Genomic DNA, 14,636 nt, shown 5'->3' with positions numbered 1-14,636 from the left:
GATGAGCTGGAAGCAGGAAATCCACGCGACCGGATTAGGGTTTCCCGAGGGACCGGTGGCGCTCGCGGATGGATCGATCGCCTTCGTCGATCTGCTGCACGCCAAGGTCAGGGCGTTCCGCGACGGCCATGTGCGCGAACTCGCCACGCTGCCGGGCGCCCCAAACGGCATGCGTCTCGGCAGCGACAACAACCTGTACATCGCTAACAATGGTGGCATCGCGCCGCTCTCGCTGGAACAGCTCAACTACACCGATCCGCAGATCCCCGGCTGCATCCAATGTGTGAAGTCAGATGGGAGTTGGAGCGATGTCGCGGTCGATCTGCCCGGCGCAAAGCCGTCGCGACCAAACGACCTGGTCTTCTCCCCGGAGGGTGAAATCATCTTCACCGACCCGCAGAACTGGGAAGTGCTTGGGGTCGACGATGGAGCCTACCATGGCGGCCAGCTGCTTGCCGTGGGCGCCGACGCAAAGGTGCGCCTGTTGGCGCCGATGACCGGATTCCCGAACGGCCTGGTCTTCCACCCGGACGGCTCGTTGCTGGTCGGCATCACCATGGAGCACAGGGTCGTGCGTTTTCCCTGGGACCACGGGCGCGTCGGTGCGATGGAGGAGTGGTGCCGGCTGGGTGAGAGCTTCAACCCCGATGGCATGGTGTTCCACGAGGACCGCCTTTTTCTCACCGGTAGCGGCGGTGACCAGATCGCAATCCTCGATATGGCCGGACGCGTGCTCGACATGATCGAAACCGGTCCCGGCAGCGATCCCACCAATTGCTGCGTCCATGACGGTAGGCTCTGGGTAACGCTTGGCCTTCCAGGCCAGCTCGTTTCATACGGGCTGTAAGCGATGGTTTCCACGATCCGATGTGTGCGGCCTTTGAGGCTCCCGCATCCAACACTAGGGATATCGTATGTCGACAAGCGCCCCCTTTCTCCCCCCCGAACTGGGCTCCCTCAATATCGCGCCGCGCGTCGCGCGGCCCATGCATGCGGACGACCATTGGCACAGCAAGCCCTGGTACGAAGCCCCGCATGACGACCCGGCGCTGCCCGAGGTCTACAGCTACACCGACGCGATATCTTATGATCCCGGCGACGAGGTGGTTTTTCACTCAAGCAGCACAGCTCCGAACTGGACGCTCGAAATCTACCGCGACGGCTTCGAGCCCGAGACCGTCTACAAGGCGGAAGCCATCGAGGGCGTATTCTCGCCGACCCCAGAGGCTGCCTACCGCAACGGTTGCGGCTGGCCGGTCAGCCATCGCTGGCAGCTGCCGAATGATCTGCGCTCTGGCTTCTACCGCGTGGTCTCCACGTGCGCGCGGGCGAATGGCGGCAAATTCGTCCAGCATCATTTCTTTGTCGTGCGGCCGACGGAGAAGACCCGCCGCGCCAGGATTTTGATGGTGCTGCCGACCGGCACGTGGACCGCCTACAACGACTTTGGCGGCGCCAATCATTATTTCGGCATAGTCGGGCCCGAGCGCAATCTGCCGTCGCCGGTACTGAGCACGCAGCGTCCGTGGACGCGCGGCATCGTCTGGCTGCCGGCCGGCGCGCCGCGCATCTGCGCCGATCCACTGCCGGAGATGGGCGACGCGCCCCGCTATCCAATGAAGGAATGGGCCTTTGCCAACGGCTTCGGCCAATACTATGCGGCCGCCGGCTGGGCGCAGTTCGACCGGCATTTCGTGCTCTGGGCCGAGAAAGAAGGCTATGCGCTCGACATGATCACGCAGACGGACCTGCATTACCGTCCGGAACTTCTCGATGCCTATCCATGCGTGACGATCGTCGGCCACGACGAATACTGGACCCGCGAAATGCGTGTTGCGATCGAATCCTATATCGATCGCGGCGGCCACCTGGCGCGGTTCGGCGCGAATTTCCTCTGGCAGATCAGGCTGGAGGACGATGGCAAGAGCCAGCATTGCTACAAGTTCAAGGCGATCGACGACGATCCAGTCAGTGGGACCGAGAATGCGCATTTGCTCACCACCGCGTGGGAAGACAAGGACGTGCGCTGGCCCGGTGCCTCCACGGTTGGCGTTAACGGCCTGCATGGTGTCTATGCGTCCTGGGGCGGCTTCGCCCCGCACGGTCAGAAAGGTTTTACCGTCTACCGGCCCGAGCATTGGGTCTTTGAAGGCACCGGCCTCCACTATGCCGACATCTTCGGCGACAAGGAGCGCATATTCGCCTACGAAGTCGATGGGCTCGACTATACGTTTCGCCATGGCCTGCCCTACCCGGTGCCGGTCGAAGGGCAGCCGGAGACGATCCAGATACTTGCCATGGCGCCTGCCGTGCTGGCCGAAGACGAGCCGGATGGCGAAGGCTTTCGCTACTATGTGCGCAGCAGCGATCATGAAGGCCTCGTCAAATGCGTGACGGGCGAGGTCACGCCGGAAGGCTTGGCGCGCTACAAATACGGGTCGGGCATGATGGTGCACATGACCCGCGGCAAAGGCGAAGTGGTGACGGCCGCAACCTGCGAATGGGTCATGGGCCTGAAACGCGGCGATCCGTTCACGCAGCGGATCACCCGCAATGTGCTCGACCGATTCATCCAGGGATGAATTCAGGTCGGCTTTGGTCGCTCTACCCGGTCTGCAACTCGGCGTGCACGTCGTCCAGCGCGCGCGCGAGGCGGGCAACGAGAAATTCTACCTCGTCTTCGGTGACGATGTAGGGCGGACAGATGGCGATGACGTCGCCAACATTGCGCACGATCAGATCATGCGCGCGCGTCCTGCGCTCGACCATGGCGCCGACCTTGAGTTCGGCCGGGAACGATTGCCGCGTCGCCTTGTCGGCGACAAGCTCGACTCCACCGATGAAGCCTACCGAGCGTACGTCTCCCACCAGCGGGTGCGATGCGATCCGCTGGAGGCCTTCGGCAAGCTTACGCCCGAGCGACCTCGATACTGCCGGGAGATCCATCTCCTTGTAGATACGCAAGGCTTCGACGGAGATAGCGGCGGAAACCGGATGGCCAGAATAGGTAAAGCCGTGACTGAACAGGCCGTTGCGGCCGCTTTCCTCGGAAATTGCCTCGAACACCGGCGCTGAAACCACCACGCCGCCGATCGGCGCATAACCCGAGGAAAGGCCTTTGGCTATCGACATGAGGTCGGGCTGGACGCCAAAGGTCTCGCAGCCGAACCAGCTTCCCGTCCGTCCAAATCCGCAGATGATTTCATCGGACAGGTAGAGTATTCCGTGTCGTTTGACCACTTCGTGAATTGCTGGAAAATAGCCTTCTGGCGGCACGATGACCCCGCCCGCGCCCATCACCGGTTCGGCAATGAAGGCGGCGATGGTTTCGGGTCCTTCCGTAAGGATGAGGGCATCGAGCTCGCGCGCCAAGCGTGCGGAAAAATCGGCCTGCGTCTCGCCTTCCAATGCGTCCCGATAATAGTGCGGCCGGGCGGTATGGATTACGTTGCAGTCGGGCAGGTTGAAGGATTTGTGCATCGCCGGGAGACCGCTGATCCGCGCCGCCATCACCGTCGACCCGTGAAAGGCTCCGGTTCTGGCTATGATCTTGCGCCGTTCGGGCTGCCCGATCGCCGAATGGTAGTACCAAGCCATCTTGACCATGGTGTCGACGGCCTCCGAGCCGCCGTCGGTGAAGAACATCCGCCCGCCCGGAATCGGAACAATTGTCGCCAACTCTGCTGCCAATTCGGCCACGAAGGGATTCGAGCGATGGTTGAAGGTATGATAGACGGGCAGCGTCTCCAGCGCCGCAGCACCGGCCGCGGCCAGCCGCGCATTGCTGAAGCCCAGGCTCGCGCACCACAGGGACGCCACCGCGTCCAGATACTTCCTGCCGTCGATGTCGATCACATGCGGGCCCTCGCCGCGCACGATCATCAGCGGGCCGGTCTCGGCGTGCCGCGCCGGGTCTGTCTGGGAATGGAAATGAAAACGTTTGTCGGCGTCTTCGAGGTCGGCCGAAGCGTTGGAAAGCACCATGAAAGCCTCCGTCAAGCTTATATCATATATGGTATATGATATCGCAGATGTGAGCTCAAGTGTTTACTCGGCTCCAGCGTTGGGCCAGATGGAAGACAGCAGCGGTCTACGCTCGCGCAGCCCGTCCCCCGCCAGACGGGGGAGGCATGGAATCTCTCTACGCGTGGAGATACACGCGCGGCACGCCGTTCGAGACGTCTATTGCGCGGAACTCAGCACATATTCTGCCTTTGCGTCGTCGAAGCTGACGCTGACGCCATAGACATCGACCGCCTTCTCAGGGCTGAGCCAGCCGCGATTGATGCTGCGCACCACCCGCTCGGGCGCCCGCGCTTTTGGGTCGCCGTAACCGCCGCCGCCCGAAGCCAGGAACATCAGCTTCTGTCCCTGCTCGCAGATTTCGGCATTGAAAGCAGGCAGCGTCGCGACAGTGCCATCGGAAAGACGCTTTTCGCTGCGTGTCGGCGAAGCGGCATGGCCGCCAAGCACGCCCCGTGGGGGGAAGGTGGTGCCGTCGGCGGCGTAGACCAGGGTCATGTCGTGATCGACCGGATAAAATACTCCGCCGACCCCGGGAGAGCCCTCGAATTCGCCAAAGCCTTGCGTGTCCTTTTCGACGCCGCGCGACTCGATGACGAACGGGTACATCGCCTCATCGACCTCAACGGAATCGAGGTTGATCATGCCGCCGTTCGCAGGGCCGCAGTAGGTCAGCCACCCGTCATAACCATGGCGTGCGCCACTGCCCGCATACCCGACAAAGACCTGGTTCACATAGGGTTGGCCGTCCTTGAACGGATCGAAGCCTGAGACGACGCCGACACCGACCGGCAGGTGGCCTCCGCCTTCCGCCTGGCCGAACGGGGCGCCCATTTCGGAGAAGGCGCAGCTTCCGGCCGAGATCAGTCGATCGTTGACATTGGTGGTCGCAACCGACGTGCCGACGGGATAACGTGGTTTGCCGATGGCGCTGCCTTCGCGCATCAGCACCTTGATCCGGCTGGCGCTACCGTGGTTGTGTGGGATCGAGGCGTCGATATTGTTGAAGACGGCCATCCGGCAGGAGCCGGTGCAGGTGTTCTCGGTCAGGTTGAGGCCGCCAGGCACGTTGTCGATATTGTCGCGCACGTCGACCGTGATCATGCCCTCGACCGGATCGACGGTGACTTCGACGCACACCGGGATGCCGTCGTCGGCGACGCCGGGCACCGGATCATGGCGGGTCTCGTAACGGTATGTGCCAGCCGGCAGCTTCTTGATCTCTGCGATGGCCATCGTGCGGCCGTATTCGAACCAGTCTTCGACATAGGTGATAATGCCGTCGCGGCCGTATTTGGCCAGCAACTCGCCAAGCCGGCGCTCGGCCGTCCTGCAGGCGCCGATCTGCGCCCTCAGATCACCGAGCCACAATTCCGGTACGCGGTTACGCGTCAGGCCGATACGGATGACGTCGTCGATCTCCTTGTAGTCACGCATCATGCGCACGCAGGGGAAATGGATACCCTCTTCGTAGATCGTTTTCGCGAAGGGCAAGTAGGTGGTCGGCACCGGCGCTCCGGTGTCGGCGTGATGCGACAGCGCCATCGCCCAAAACAGCGGCTCGCCGTCGAAGAACACCGGCATGCACAGGGTGAAGTCGGCGTGGTGCGTGCTTCCGTGATAGGGCGAGTTGTTGATGAAAATGTCACCCGGCCGAATATCGTCGAAAAGCTCGGTGATCGGCTTCGTCACCAGGTCCATCGAGGCGACATGGATCGGCAATGCGTTCTCTGTCGAGACGATGCGGTGGTCGTAGGTGAGGATCGCGCAACTGAAATCGCGCGCATTCTTGATGACCGCCGAACGGCTGGCGCGCATCACGACCAGCGTCATCTCGCGCACGATCGCCTCGAAGCGGCTTTTCAGCACCGACATCAGCAGCGGATCGCTCCGCTTGCCGCTTTTTGCAGTCTTCTCATCCATCATATCGTCCTTCACGGTAGGGCTGTCCATCAAGCGACCTCGACCAGAAAGTTTCCGTATTCGTCTGTTTGAGCCCTGTGTCCGTCCTTGAGCATCGCGGTGAATGTCGGCGTTTCGATCAGGCATGGACCGGTAAAATTCGCGCCTGCGCCGATTGTCTGCCCATCGAATACCGGGACGTCGACGGCGTCGCCGCGTTCATGCAGATAGAGTGCACGCCGGGCCTTCTGCACCGGCGCCGCTTTCTGCGGTTCGAAACGAAACTCGCGGTAGAGATTCTGCTCCGGCCTATGGCCGATCGCCCGCACTTTCCAGGTGATGAACTCGACCACGTCCTTGTCGGCGCGGATCGAGTAGATGCGCTCGTGCATCTTGTGGAAATCCTCGACCAGTTTGGGCAGGTCGTCATGCGAAATTGGCTTATCGCGGTTGAAATCCACCGAGATTTCCCAGGACTGATACTCGTAGCGGCCCATGAAGGAGAACTCGTATTTCCGCTGCGCCTTCGGGATGCCGGCACCCTCGAGGAAGCGTTCGCCCTCGGCCTGGAGGCGGTCGAGCATCGCGTTGACCGCATCAGGATCGAAGCGCTTACTGTCGGTCGGAGCGACCCCGCTCTGCTCCCAGCGGATGTCGGAGATGAGGCCGCCGAAGGCACTGAGGCCAGCGACATAGCGCGGGATCATGTAGCGTTTGAGCTGCAGGATGTCGGCCATGTCGGCGATATGGCAGGGGGTCGCGCCGCCACCGCAGACAAAGTAGCTTTCGCGCGGATTGATGCCTTCGCGAATGGTGATCTCCTCGATCGCCGCCACCATGTTGTGATTGCTGGTGGTGTGAATCGCGTGTGCGGCCGGTAGCAGGTCGATGCCGAGTCGGTCGGCGATGCGCTGCACGGCGGCCTCGGCTAGCTTGCGGTCGAGCTTGATGCGGCCGCCCAGGAAGAAGTCAGGGTCGATGATGCCGAGCACGACATTGGCATCGGTGACGGTCGCGTCCTCGTTGCCATTGCCGTAACAGGCCGGACCGGGCCAGGCGCCGGCGCTGCGCGGGCCGACATGCAGCAGTCCGCCCTGATCGACCGAAGCGATAGAACCGCCGCCAGCGCCCACCGAACGGACATCGACCTTGGGGATGCCGAGCGAATCATCATGGATCATTGAGTCCGGCGTGACGATGAGCTGATGGTTGCGCAGCGCCGAGACATCGAAGGTGGTCCCGCCCATGTCGCCGACTATGACGTCCGGCTCCTCGGTGAGCGCCAGGGCCGCCATAGGGGCCAGGGTCGGGCCCGACATGACGCTGTAGATCGGACGCTTGATCATGTCGGGAACCGGCATCATGCCGCCGACGCAATTGGCGAGCAGCAGCTGGCCGCCGAAACCTTCGGCGATGAGCGCGCCTTCCAGCGCTTTGATGTAAGTGCTGACGATCGGGCTGATCGAAGCATCGATGACGGCAGCGATGATGCGCTTGTATTCGCGCGGCATCGGGTTGATCTCATGGCTGAGCGTAACAGCGACCTCTGGCCATTCGCGATGGATGATGTCGCGAGCGCGCAGCTCATGCGCCGGGTTGACGACCGACCACAGAAAGCCGACGGCGATCGCTTCGACGCCGAGCTTGCGGAATTTCCGGACGGCGGCGACGACATCGTCGTTCTCGAACGGTACGATTTCCTTGCCGCGCGCGTCGATGCGGCCGCGCACCGGCATTGTCAGGTTACGACTGATATAGGGCTCGGGATAGTCGAGTTGCCATTCGAACGCACCTTTGCGTGGACCCTCGCGCAGCACGAGGATGTCGAGATGGCCTTCATTCACGAGCACGGCGGTACGCGCGACCTTGCGTTCTACCAGCGCATTGGTTGAGACTGTCGAGCCATGCACGATGATGCCGATACGGCCGATGAATTCCGCTGCCGTCATGCCCAGTTCGCGCGCCGCTACATGCAGCACGTCGATGAAGCCCTTGTGGAACTGACCCGGCGTCGTCGGCGCCTTGTAGAGCGTGATCCGGCCGGACTCGTCGGATACGAGGCAGTCGGTGAAGGTGCCGCCGATATCGATGCAGGCTTGAAATGACATGCTGGACAATTCCTAGGATGAGCGGGAAGAACCACGGGACAGCTGGTCGAAGACCAGGCTGAGGATGATGATGGCGCCGATGCAGAGCTGCTGGATGTAGCCGTCGATGCGGGCGAGGTTCATGCCGTTGGACAGGACGGTGATGAACAGCGCGCCGGCGAGCGCGGAGCCAACACCGCCTTCGCCGCCACGCAGGCGTGCGCCGCCGATGACGGCGGCGGCGATCGTTTCGAGCGCCAGGCTGCCGCCGATATTGGGCTCTCCGGAGCCGGCGCGGGCGGTGAGCAGGATCGCGCCGAACGCCGCGAGCCCGGAGCAGAGCATATAGGCGCCGAGCGTGTGCAGACGGACATTGATGCCGGCGACGAAGGCCATGCGCGGATTCGAGCCAATCAGATAAAGGCTGCGGCCGAAAACTGTGCGGCTCAGAATAACGCCGATGGCGGCCATCACCACAGCTGCCATGACCAGCGGGATCGGGACGCCGAGCACATTGGCGTTGACCAGCCAGTCACCGAGCTGCGGCGGGAAGCCGGAGACCGGAAACCCTTTCGTGACGGTGGAGCTCAGCGCCAAAAGGATATTGAAGCTGGCGAGCGTGACGACAAAGGGATTGATGCGCACGATCGAGACGAAGAAGCCGTTAAAAGCGCCGATCAGCAGCCCGACAGCCATGCCGACCAGCATGAAGACGCAGACGGCGAGCAGCGGATTGTCGATGAACTGCACCATGGCGAACGCGGCGACCACGCTGACATAGGAAACCGCCAAGCCGATCGACAGGTCGAGTCCGGCAGTGATCAGCACGATAACCTGGCCGAGTGTGAAGATGGCGAGGTAGCAGGTCTGCAGCGCGATGTTCCACAGATTGCCCGGAGAGGCGACGACCGGCTGATAAAGCGCAAAGCCGGCAAACACGACGATCGTCGGCACGATGCGGATGAGGAACTCCACTCCGAACGACGTCCGGTTGAGCTTGGCGAGAACGCGGCTAGTCATATTTGCGGCGCCCCTTCAACAGCAACTCGCTGCACAGCGCCGCGATGAGCACGACGCCCAGAACCAGGGTCTGGTACTTGCTGTCGATCTTCAGCAGGTTCATCGAATTCGAAACGACTGAGAGGAACAGCGCGCCGGCCATGACGCGCTCGGCGCGTCCCGAGCCGCCGATCAGCGAGACTCCGCCCACCACCGCCGCAGCAATCGATTCCAGCACATAGGTGCCGCCGAAGGTCGACTGGCCCGAGCCGATGCGCGCTGTAAGCAGGATGCCCGTCAGCGCCGCAGCGGCGCCGCTCGCCGCGTAGACGGAAAGCAGGATGCGGGTGACCGACACACCGGACTGGCGCGAGGCGATCGGATTACTGCCGACAGCGTAAACATGGCGTCCGAAACTGGAGAGGCGCTGCACGGCGACGGTGAGCAGCACGACCACGATACCAACGACGACCACCACCGGCAGGCCGAACAGGAAGCCGCGACCGACTGCCGTCATGAAGAAATCCGGCATGCCGTAGATCGGGATGCCTTTGGTGACGTAGAATGTAGCGCCCGCGACGACGGAACTCATGGCTAGCGTGACCATGAACGGCGATAGGCCGACCAGCGCGACGAGCATTCCATTGGCGAGGCCGATTGCAGCGCCGGTGCCTATCGCCAGCGCAACCGCCAGCACAACGGCCAGCACTTGCATCTCAGGCATCCAGGCGACCAGATAGCCCATCAGAAGCGCGGATTCGATCGAGGCGAAGGCGACGATGACACCGACCGACAGATCGAAGCCGCCTGCAATCATCACCAGCATCTGGCCCATCGAGATGATGGACAGGATCGACGCGTTGCGCAGCACGTTGATGATGTTCTGCTGACTGAGAAAACGTGGTTGGATGTAAGCGCTGACGGCAATGACGATGGCGATCAAAAGCAGAATCAGCCCGCCATTGGCGAGCAGATGCATGGCCCTTTGCTTGTGGCCTGCGACAAAGGCAGTCATGGCCGCGCCTCGATGCCGACGACTTCGGCGGGCCGCTTGCCGAAGAAGCCGGCAAGCACTTCGGCCTCCGTCCGGCGCGCGCCTTCGAGTTCGGCGACGACTTCGCCCTCGTGCATGACATAAATCCGGTTGGAGAGATTGAGGATTTCAGGCAGTTCCGACGACGCCAGAAGGACGGCGGCGCCCGCCTCGGTCAGGTCGCGCAGCAATTCGTAGATTTCACCCTTGGCACCGACATCGATGCCGACTGTCGGCTCGTCGAACAGGAAGACGCTGATGTCGCGCATCAAGCCACGCGCAAGCATCACCTTCTGCCGGTTTCCGCCCGAAAACTGGGCGACATTTTGATCCGGCATGAGCGGGCGGACATGAAGCGTTTCGAGAACCTGCAGGACCCTTCGCGCTTCGGTCTTCTTACGCAGCCATCCCTTGCCGCCGATCTCAAGCAGATCGAGTGCCGCAGCCGAGGCGTTCTCCTTGATCGGCCTGTTCGGCGCCAAACCGTCAGTGCCGCGATCGGCCGGAAAATAGCAGACGCCGCGCTGCAGCATCTTGCGCGGGGAGGGCGTTTCGGAGACGCCGTCGCCAAGCGTGATGCGCCCGCCGGCAATCGCTTCGAGGCCGAAAACCAGCCGCCCGACCTCGCCTTTTCCACAGCCGACAAGCCCAGCAAGCCCGACAATCTCGCCAGCGCGCACGTTGAGGGAGACATCGCGCACCCGGCCATCGGCGCTGGACAGGCCTGAAATTTCCAGAAGGGTCTTGCCGGGTGCGTGCTTGATGGATGGATAGAGGTCGCCGACCGGTCGGCCCACCATCATCTCGACCAGCTGCGCCTCGGTAACGCCGGCGCCTTCGACGGTCGCAACTTTCTTGCCGCCGCGCAGCACGGTGACGCGATCGGCGAGCTGGCGGATTTCACGCATGCGATGCGACACGTAGACAATGCCGACACCGCCACGTTTCAGCTCTGCAATCAGCTTGAACAGCGTATCGGCATCAGTATCGGTCAGCGACGCCGTCGGCTCGTCCAGCACGAGGATGCGCGACTTCTCAAACAGAGCCTTGGCGATTTCGACCATCTGGCGCTGGGCGCGCGACAATTCGGCCACCATCCGCCCCGTTGGAATGTCGAATCCGAGATCGGCAAGGAGCGCTCTTGCTTCGGAACGCATCTCGGATTTCCTAAGCAGCCCCAGGTGTTTGCGTTCCCGGCCGAGGAACAGGTTTTCTTCGACCGTAAGGTCGGGAATAAGGCTAAATTCCTGGAATACGGCGGCGATGCCGTTCTGTCGCGCGCCTTGCGGCGACATGCCGGAGATCTCCTCTCCGGCCAGCCGGTAGCGGCCATTATCCGGCGCGACATTGCCGGTGATGACGTTGATCAGCGTGCTTTTACCGGCGCCGTTCTCACCGAACAGTACATGCAGTTCGCCGGGGAAAAGATCGAAATCGACCTGGTCCAGCGCCAGGGACGGGCCGTAGCGTTTAGAGATCGCGGTGAGTTCCAAGAGCGGAGCGTCAATCGCCATGAAAGGAAAATGCCATTTCTATCCAACGTCGAAAATGTGACCGGTGCATCGAAGTGGGGGCGAAGCAATTGCCCGAAATTCTCCCATCGCTTGCGCGCCCACTTGCAGGGAAGCGACCGCACCATTTGCGCGGCCGCGATGTGTCGACCTATTCCGTATCGAATACCGGCTGCCAGTCGGCCGGCGCGTAGATCTGGGTCAGATCGACCTTGTCGATGTTGTCCTTATTGACCATGCCCGGCGTCGCACGCAGCACACGCACGTCAGGATGCGCTGCCAGGAACTCAAGTGGTTTCTTCTCCAGTGCCCGGACGGCAAGATCGACGCCGATACGTGCCAGGATGACCGGATATTCAGCGGCAAAGCCCAACACTTTGCCTTCCTTGATGCGGTCCGGCATCTTCTGGTCTTCCCAGGAAGAGACGACCTTGATGTCGTCACGGCCGGCTTCCGATATTGCGCTGAGAGCCGCCTCGGCTGTCGGAGCGCCGCCCCAGATCGCGGTCATCTCCGGATAGGTCTGCAGCGCGTCCTCTACCAGCGTGAGCTGTTCGGCAACGCCGGCCTCGCCGAACTTGGCTTCGAGCATCTCGACCTTTGTTCCGGCGATCGCTTCTTGAAAGCCCTTTAGATAGGTCTCGGCCCAGCCTGAATTCTGCGGGCCGGGGAATGCCACGACCTTGCCGCCTTCGGCACCAAGCGATTCCACGAGGTATTTTCCGGACAGCAGACCTTTCTGGTGGTGGTCGGTGGTGATCAGCGCGGTGATCGGGTTGTCGTAGATCGGGTTTGCGACGGCGATGATCGGAATGCCCTTGTCCATGCCTGCCTTGAGACGGCCCGCGACACCGGCTTCGGTGATGGCGCCAATCAGAATGGCATCCGGATTGGAAGCGAGGCAATCATCGAACTGAGCAAGCTGTTTCGGCAGTTGATCGTAGCCTCCTGCCTGGAAGGTATAAGCCCGTACGCCGAGCCGCCTGGCTTCATCGACAATGCCGTAATTAGAGGCGACCCAATAGCTATCCTTCAGGTGCGGGAAGAGGACGCACAAGTTCCACTTCTTGGACGCCTTTTCGAGCGGCACATATTTGATCGCCTCCATCGGCTTCTTATCCGGTCCATCCGGGACGATCGTGAACGGCCACCAATCGGCGGCCATCGCTGGAAGGGAGAACGACAGCACTGTCGCCAGCGCCATTGCCGATGCAATTTTCGATCGCAGTCTCATCGCTTCATCTCCTTTGCTGATATTCACAGACTTCGCGGATATCGAGCTGGGAATGCGCAAAGAGCCGGCGCCTAGCCTCGGATCAAGGCGAACCGCAGATGTTCGGAATGCATGTCGTTCCCAGATCAGCTATTCGCCGATTTCTCATATACGATATATGATGCATCACACTGCCACGCCGTCAAGTGATATTGTGCGTTACGTCTATCGTCGGAGAATTTGAGACAAGCTGGCGCGCTGATTAGCGGAACCCTGGCGTGCATCTCGGTTGCGGAGGCGGCGCCTCCGCGATGTCGTGCCGTCAGCTCAGCACGATGCCGCCGTCCACATTGAGCGTCTGGCCGGTGATGAAGGCCGCATCGTCGGAAGCAAAGAAGGCCACCGCCCCCACAACATCGTCCGGATCACCGATGCGCCGCATCGCGGTCTTGTCTTGCCACGACTTTCGCACCGCCGGATCGTCCAGATTGACGCGTCCCATATCGGTCAGGATGATGCCGGGGCAAACGCAGTTCGCGGTGATGCCGTCGACACCGACCTCCTGCGCCAGCACGCGTGTGAAACCCATCACTGCCGCTTTCGAAGCGGAATAGTGCGCTTGCTCGGGCGCGCCGTGCTTGCCGCCGATCGATGCAATGTTGACGATACGGCCGTAACCGCGCTTTTTCATCAGCGGCAGGACCGCTTGTACGACAAGGAAAGTGCCCTTGGCGTTCACGTCCATGACGCTATCCCAGTATTCTTCCTTCAAGCCTTCGACGTCGCCGGAAATGAGGATGCCGGCATTGTTGACGACAGCGTCGAGATGGCCGAATTCGACGCTGATCTTGTCGATCATCGCGGTGACCTGATCCTTGTTGCTGACGTCGGCGAAGACGATAACGGTCCGGCGACCCAGACTTTCGATCTCCTGTACGACTTCGGCAAGCGCATCCTGCTGCCGCTCGATGTCGTTGAGCGCGACGTCGTAGCCCCGCTTTGCCATGCCGATGGCGATCGCCTTGCCAATGCCGCGACTGGCGCCCGTGACCAGAATTTTGCGTGAAGTGTCAACCATTTCAATTGCTCCAGGATCATAGTGCGGTGTAGCCGCCATCGACAGTCAACACCGTGCCGGTGATGAAACTCGATGCGTCGGCGGCGAGAAACAGCACGGCGTTGGCGATTTCACGCGGCTCGCCGAGGCGGTTCATCGGGGTCATCCGCATCCAGGTGTCGAACCATTCCGGATTGCTGCGGCCCTTCAGCGTGAGCTCGGTAGCCGTGTAGCCGGGCGCCACGGCGTTGACGCGGACGCCTTGCGAAGCCCATTCGACGGCAAGCGATTTGGTGAGCAGGTTTACGCCGGCTTTCGCGGCGTTGTAGGAGACCTGCGGTTGGGGATGCACGACGATCTCGCCGCACATCGACGAGATGTTGACCACTGCGCCACGGCCAGCCTCGACCATGCGCCTGCCGAAAAGCTGAGAGCAGGTGAACACGCCGCCGAGGTCGATATCGATGACGGTTTTCCAGTCATCCCAGCTCATCTCCGTCGCCGGCGCATTGCGGACCACGCCCGCGTTGTTGACCAGCACGTGCGGCACGCCGAACCCGCCGCAGATGGCCTCGCAGGCGCGCGCCACATTATCCCGGTCGGTCACGTCGACGCGGACGAACCTGGCGGTCGCACCGGTCTCCGTGATGGCCGACGCGGTTCTCCTCCCTTCGGTCTCGTCCATGTCGGCAATCACCACATCGGCGCCTGCTGTGGCCAATCGCTCGGCGATGGCCCGGCCGATGCCGCGTGCCGCGCCGGTCACCACGGCGAGCCGTCCGTCCAGCCTGAAGTCACTCTCCATACACAA

11 protein-coding genes are annotated in these 14,636 nt (G+C 61.9%); 2 read left to right on the top strand and 9 right to left on the bottom strand.

The window, feature by feature from the left end; all coding sequences use genetic code 11:
- Position 1 precedes the first annotated feature (1 nt).
- Positions 2–847 carry an SMP-30/gluconolactonase/LRE family protein gene (locus NKH73_RS26035; RefSeq protein ID WP_352937262.1) on the top strand — a complete coding sequence of 282 codons (846 nt, stop codon included), beginning with the start codon at positions 2–4 and terminating at the stop codon, positions 845–847.
- Between the two features lie 67 nt (positions 848–914).
- On the top strand, positions 915–2,582 hold the full coding sequence (locus NKH73_RS26030) for a N,N-dimethylformamidase beta subunit family domain-containing protein (RefSeq protein WP_352937260.1): 1,668 nt from the start codon (positions 915–917) through the stop codon (positions 2,580–2,582).
- A gap of 22 nt (positions 2,583–2,604) precedes the next feature.
- Here the strand turns inward: NKH73_RS26030 and NKH73_RS26025 are convergent, their stop codons facing one another.
- From NKH73_RS26025 to NKH73_RS25985, 9 genes are all read right to left on the bottom strand, one after another.
- On the bottom strand, positions 2,605–3,984 hold the full coding sequence (locus tag NKH73_RS26025) for an aminotransferase (protein ID WP_352937258.1): 1,380 nt from the start codon (positions 3,982–3,984) through the stop codon (positions 2,605–2,607).
- A gap of 198 nt (positions 3,985–4,182) precedes the next feature.
- Positions 4,183–5,976 carry a hydantoinase B/oxoprolinase family protein gene (locus NKH73_RS26020; protein ID WP_352937257.1) on the bottom strand — a complete coding sequence of 598 codons (1,794 nt, stop codon included), beginning with the start codon at positions 5,974–5,976 and terminating at the stop codon, positions 4,183–4,185.
- Positions 5,976–8,033: a hydantoinase/oxoprolinase family protein gene (locus tag NKH73_RS26015; protein ID WP_352937256.1), complete on the bottom strand. Its 2,058-nt coding sequence runs from the start codon at positions 8,031–8,033 to the stop codon at positions 5,976–5,978. Before NKH73_RS26015 ends, NKH73_RS26020 begins: the two co-directional genes overlap by 1 nt.
- 12 nt (positions 8,034–8,045) lie before the next feature.
- Positions 8,046–9,032, bottom strand: coding sequence for an ABC transporter permease (locus NKH73_RS26010; protein ID WP_352937255.1), 987 nt, complete (start codon positions 9,030–9,032; stop codon positions 8,046–8,048).
- On the bottom strand, positions 9,025–10,026 hold the full coding sequence (locus NKH73_RS26005) for an ABC transporter permease (protein WP_352937253.1): 1,002 nt from the start codon (positions 10,024–10,026) through the stop codon (positions 9,025–9,027). The genes NKH73_RS26010 and NKH73_RS26005 overlap by 8 nt, the downstream gene beginning before the upstream one ends.
- A complete protein-coding gene (locus NKH73_RS26000; protein ID WP_352937252.1) occupies positions 10,023–11,558 on the bottom strand; it encodes a sugar ABC transporter ATP-binding protein in 1,536 nt (511 codons plus the stop codon). The genes NKH73_RS26005 and NKH73_RS26000 overlap by 4 nt, the downstream gene beginning before the upstream one ends.
- Positions 11,559–11,706: 148 nt before the next feature.
- Positions 11,707–12,789, bottom strand: a complete 1,083-nt coding sequence (gene torT, locus NKH73_RS25995; protein ID WP_352937250.1) for a TMAO reductase system periplasmic protein TorT — start codon at positions 12,787–12,789, stop codon at positions 11,707–11,709.
- A gap of 301 nt (positions 12,790–13,090) precedes the next feature.
- Positions 13,091–13,846 (bottom strand): SDR family NAD(P)-dependent oxidoreductase, encoded by a 756-nt coding sequence (locus NKH73_RS25990; RefSeq protein ID WP_352937249.1) that lies wholly within the window; start codon positions 13,844–13,846, stop codon positions 13,091–13,093.
- Between the two features lie 16 nt (positions 13,847–13,862).
- The gene (locus NKH73_RS25985; protein WP_352937247.1) at positions 13,863–14,630 is read right to left on the bottom strand and encodes an SDR family NAD(P)-dependent oxidoreductase; all 768 of its coding nucleotides are present in this window, start codon (positions 14,628–14,630) and stop codon (positions 13,863–13,865) included.
- Between the last annotated feature and the right edge of the window lie 6 nt (positions 14,631–14,636).

Source organism: Mesorhizobium sp. M0938 (genome assembly GCF_040319125.1).
Classification (GTDB): Bacteria; Pseudomonadota; Alphaproteobacteria; order Rhizobiales; family Rhizobiaceae; genus Mesorhizobium; species Mesorhizobium robiniae.
The sequence above is the reverse complement of the archived record's forward strand: the minus strand, read 5'-3'. Positions and strand labels throughout refer to the sequence as shown.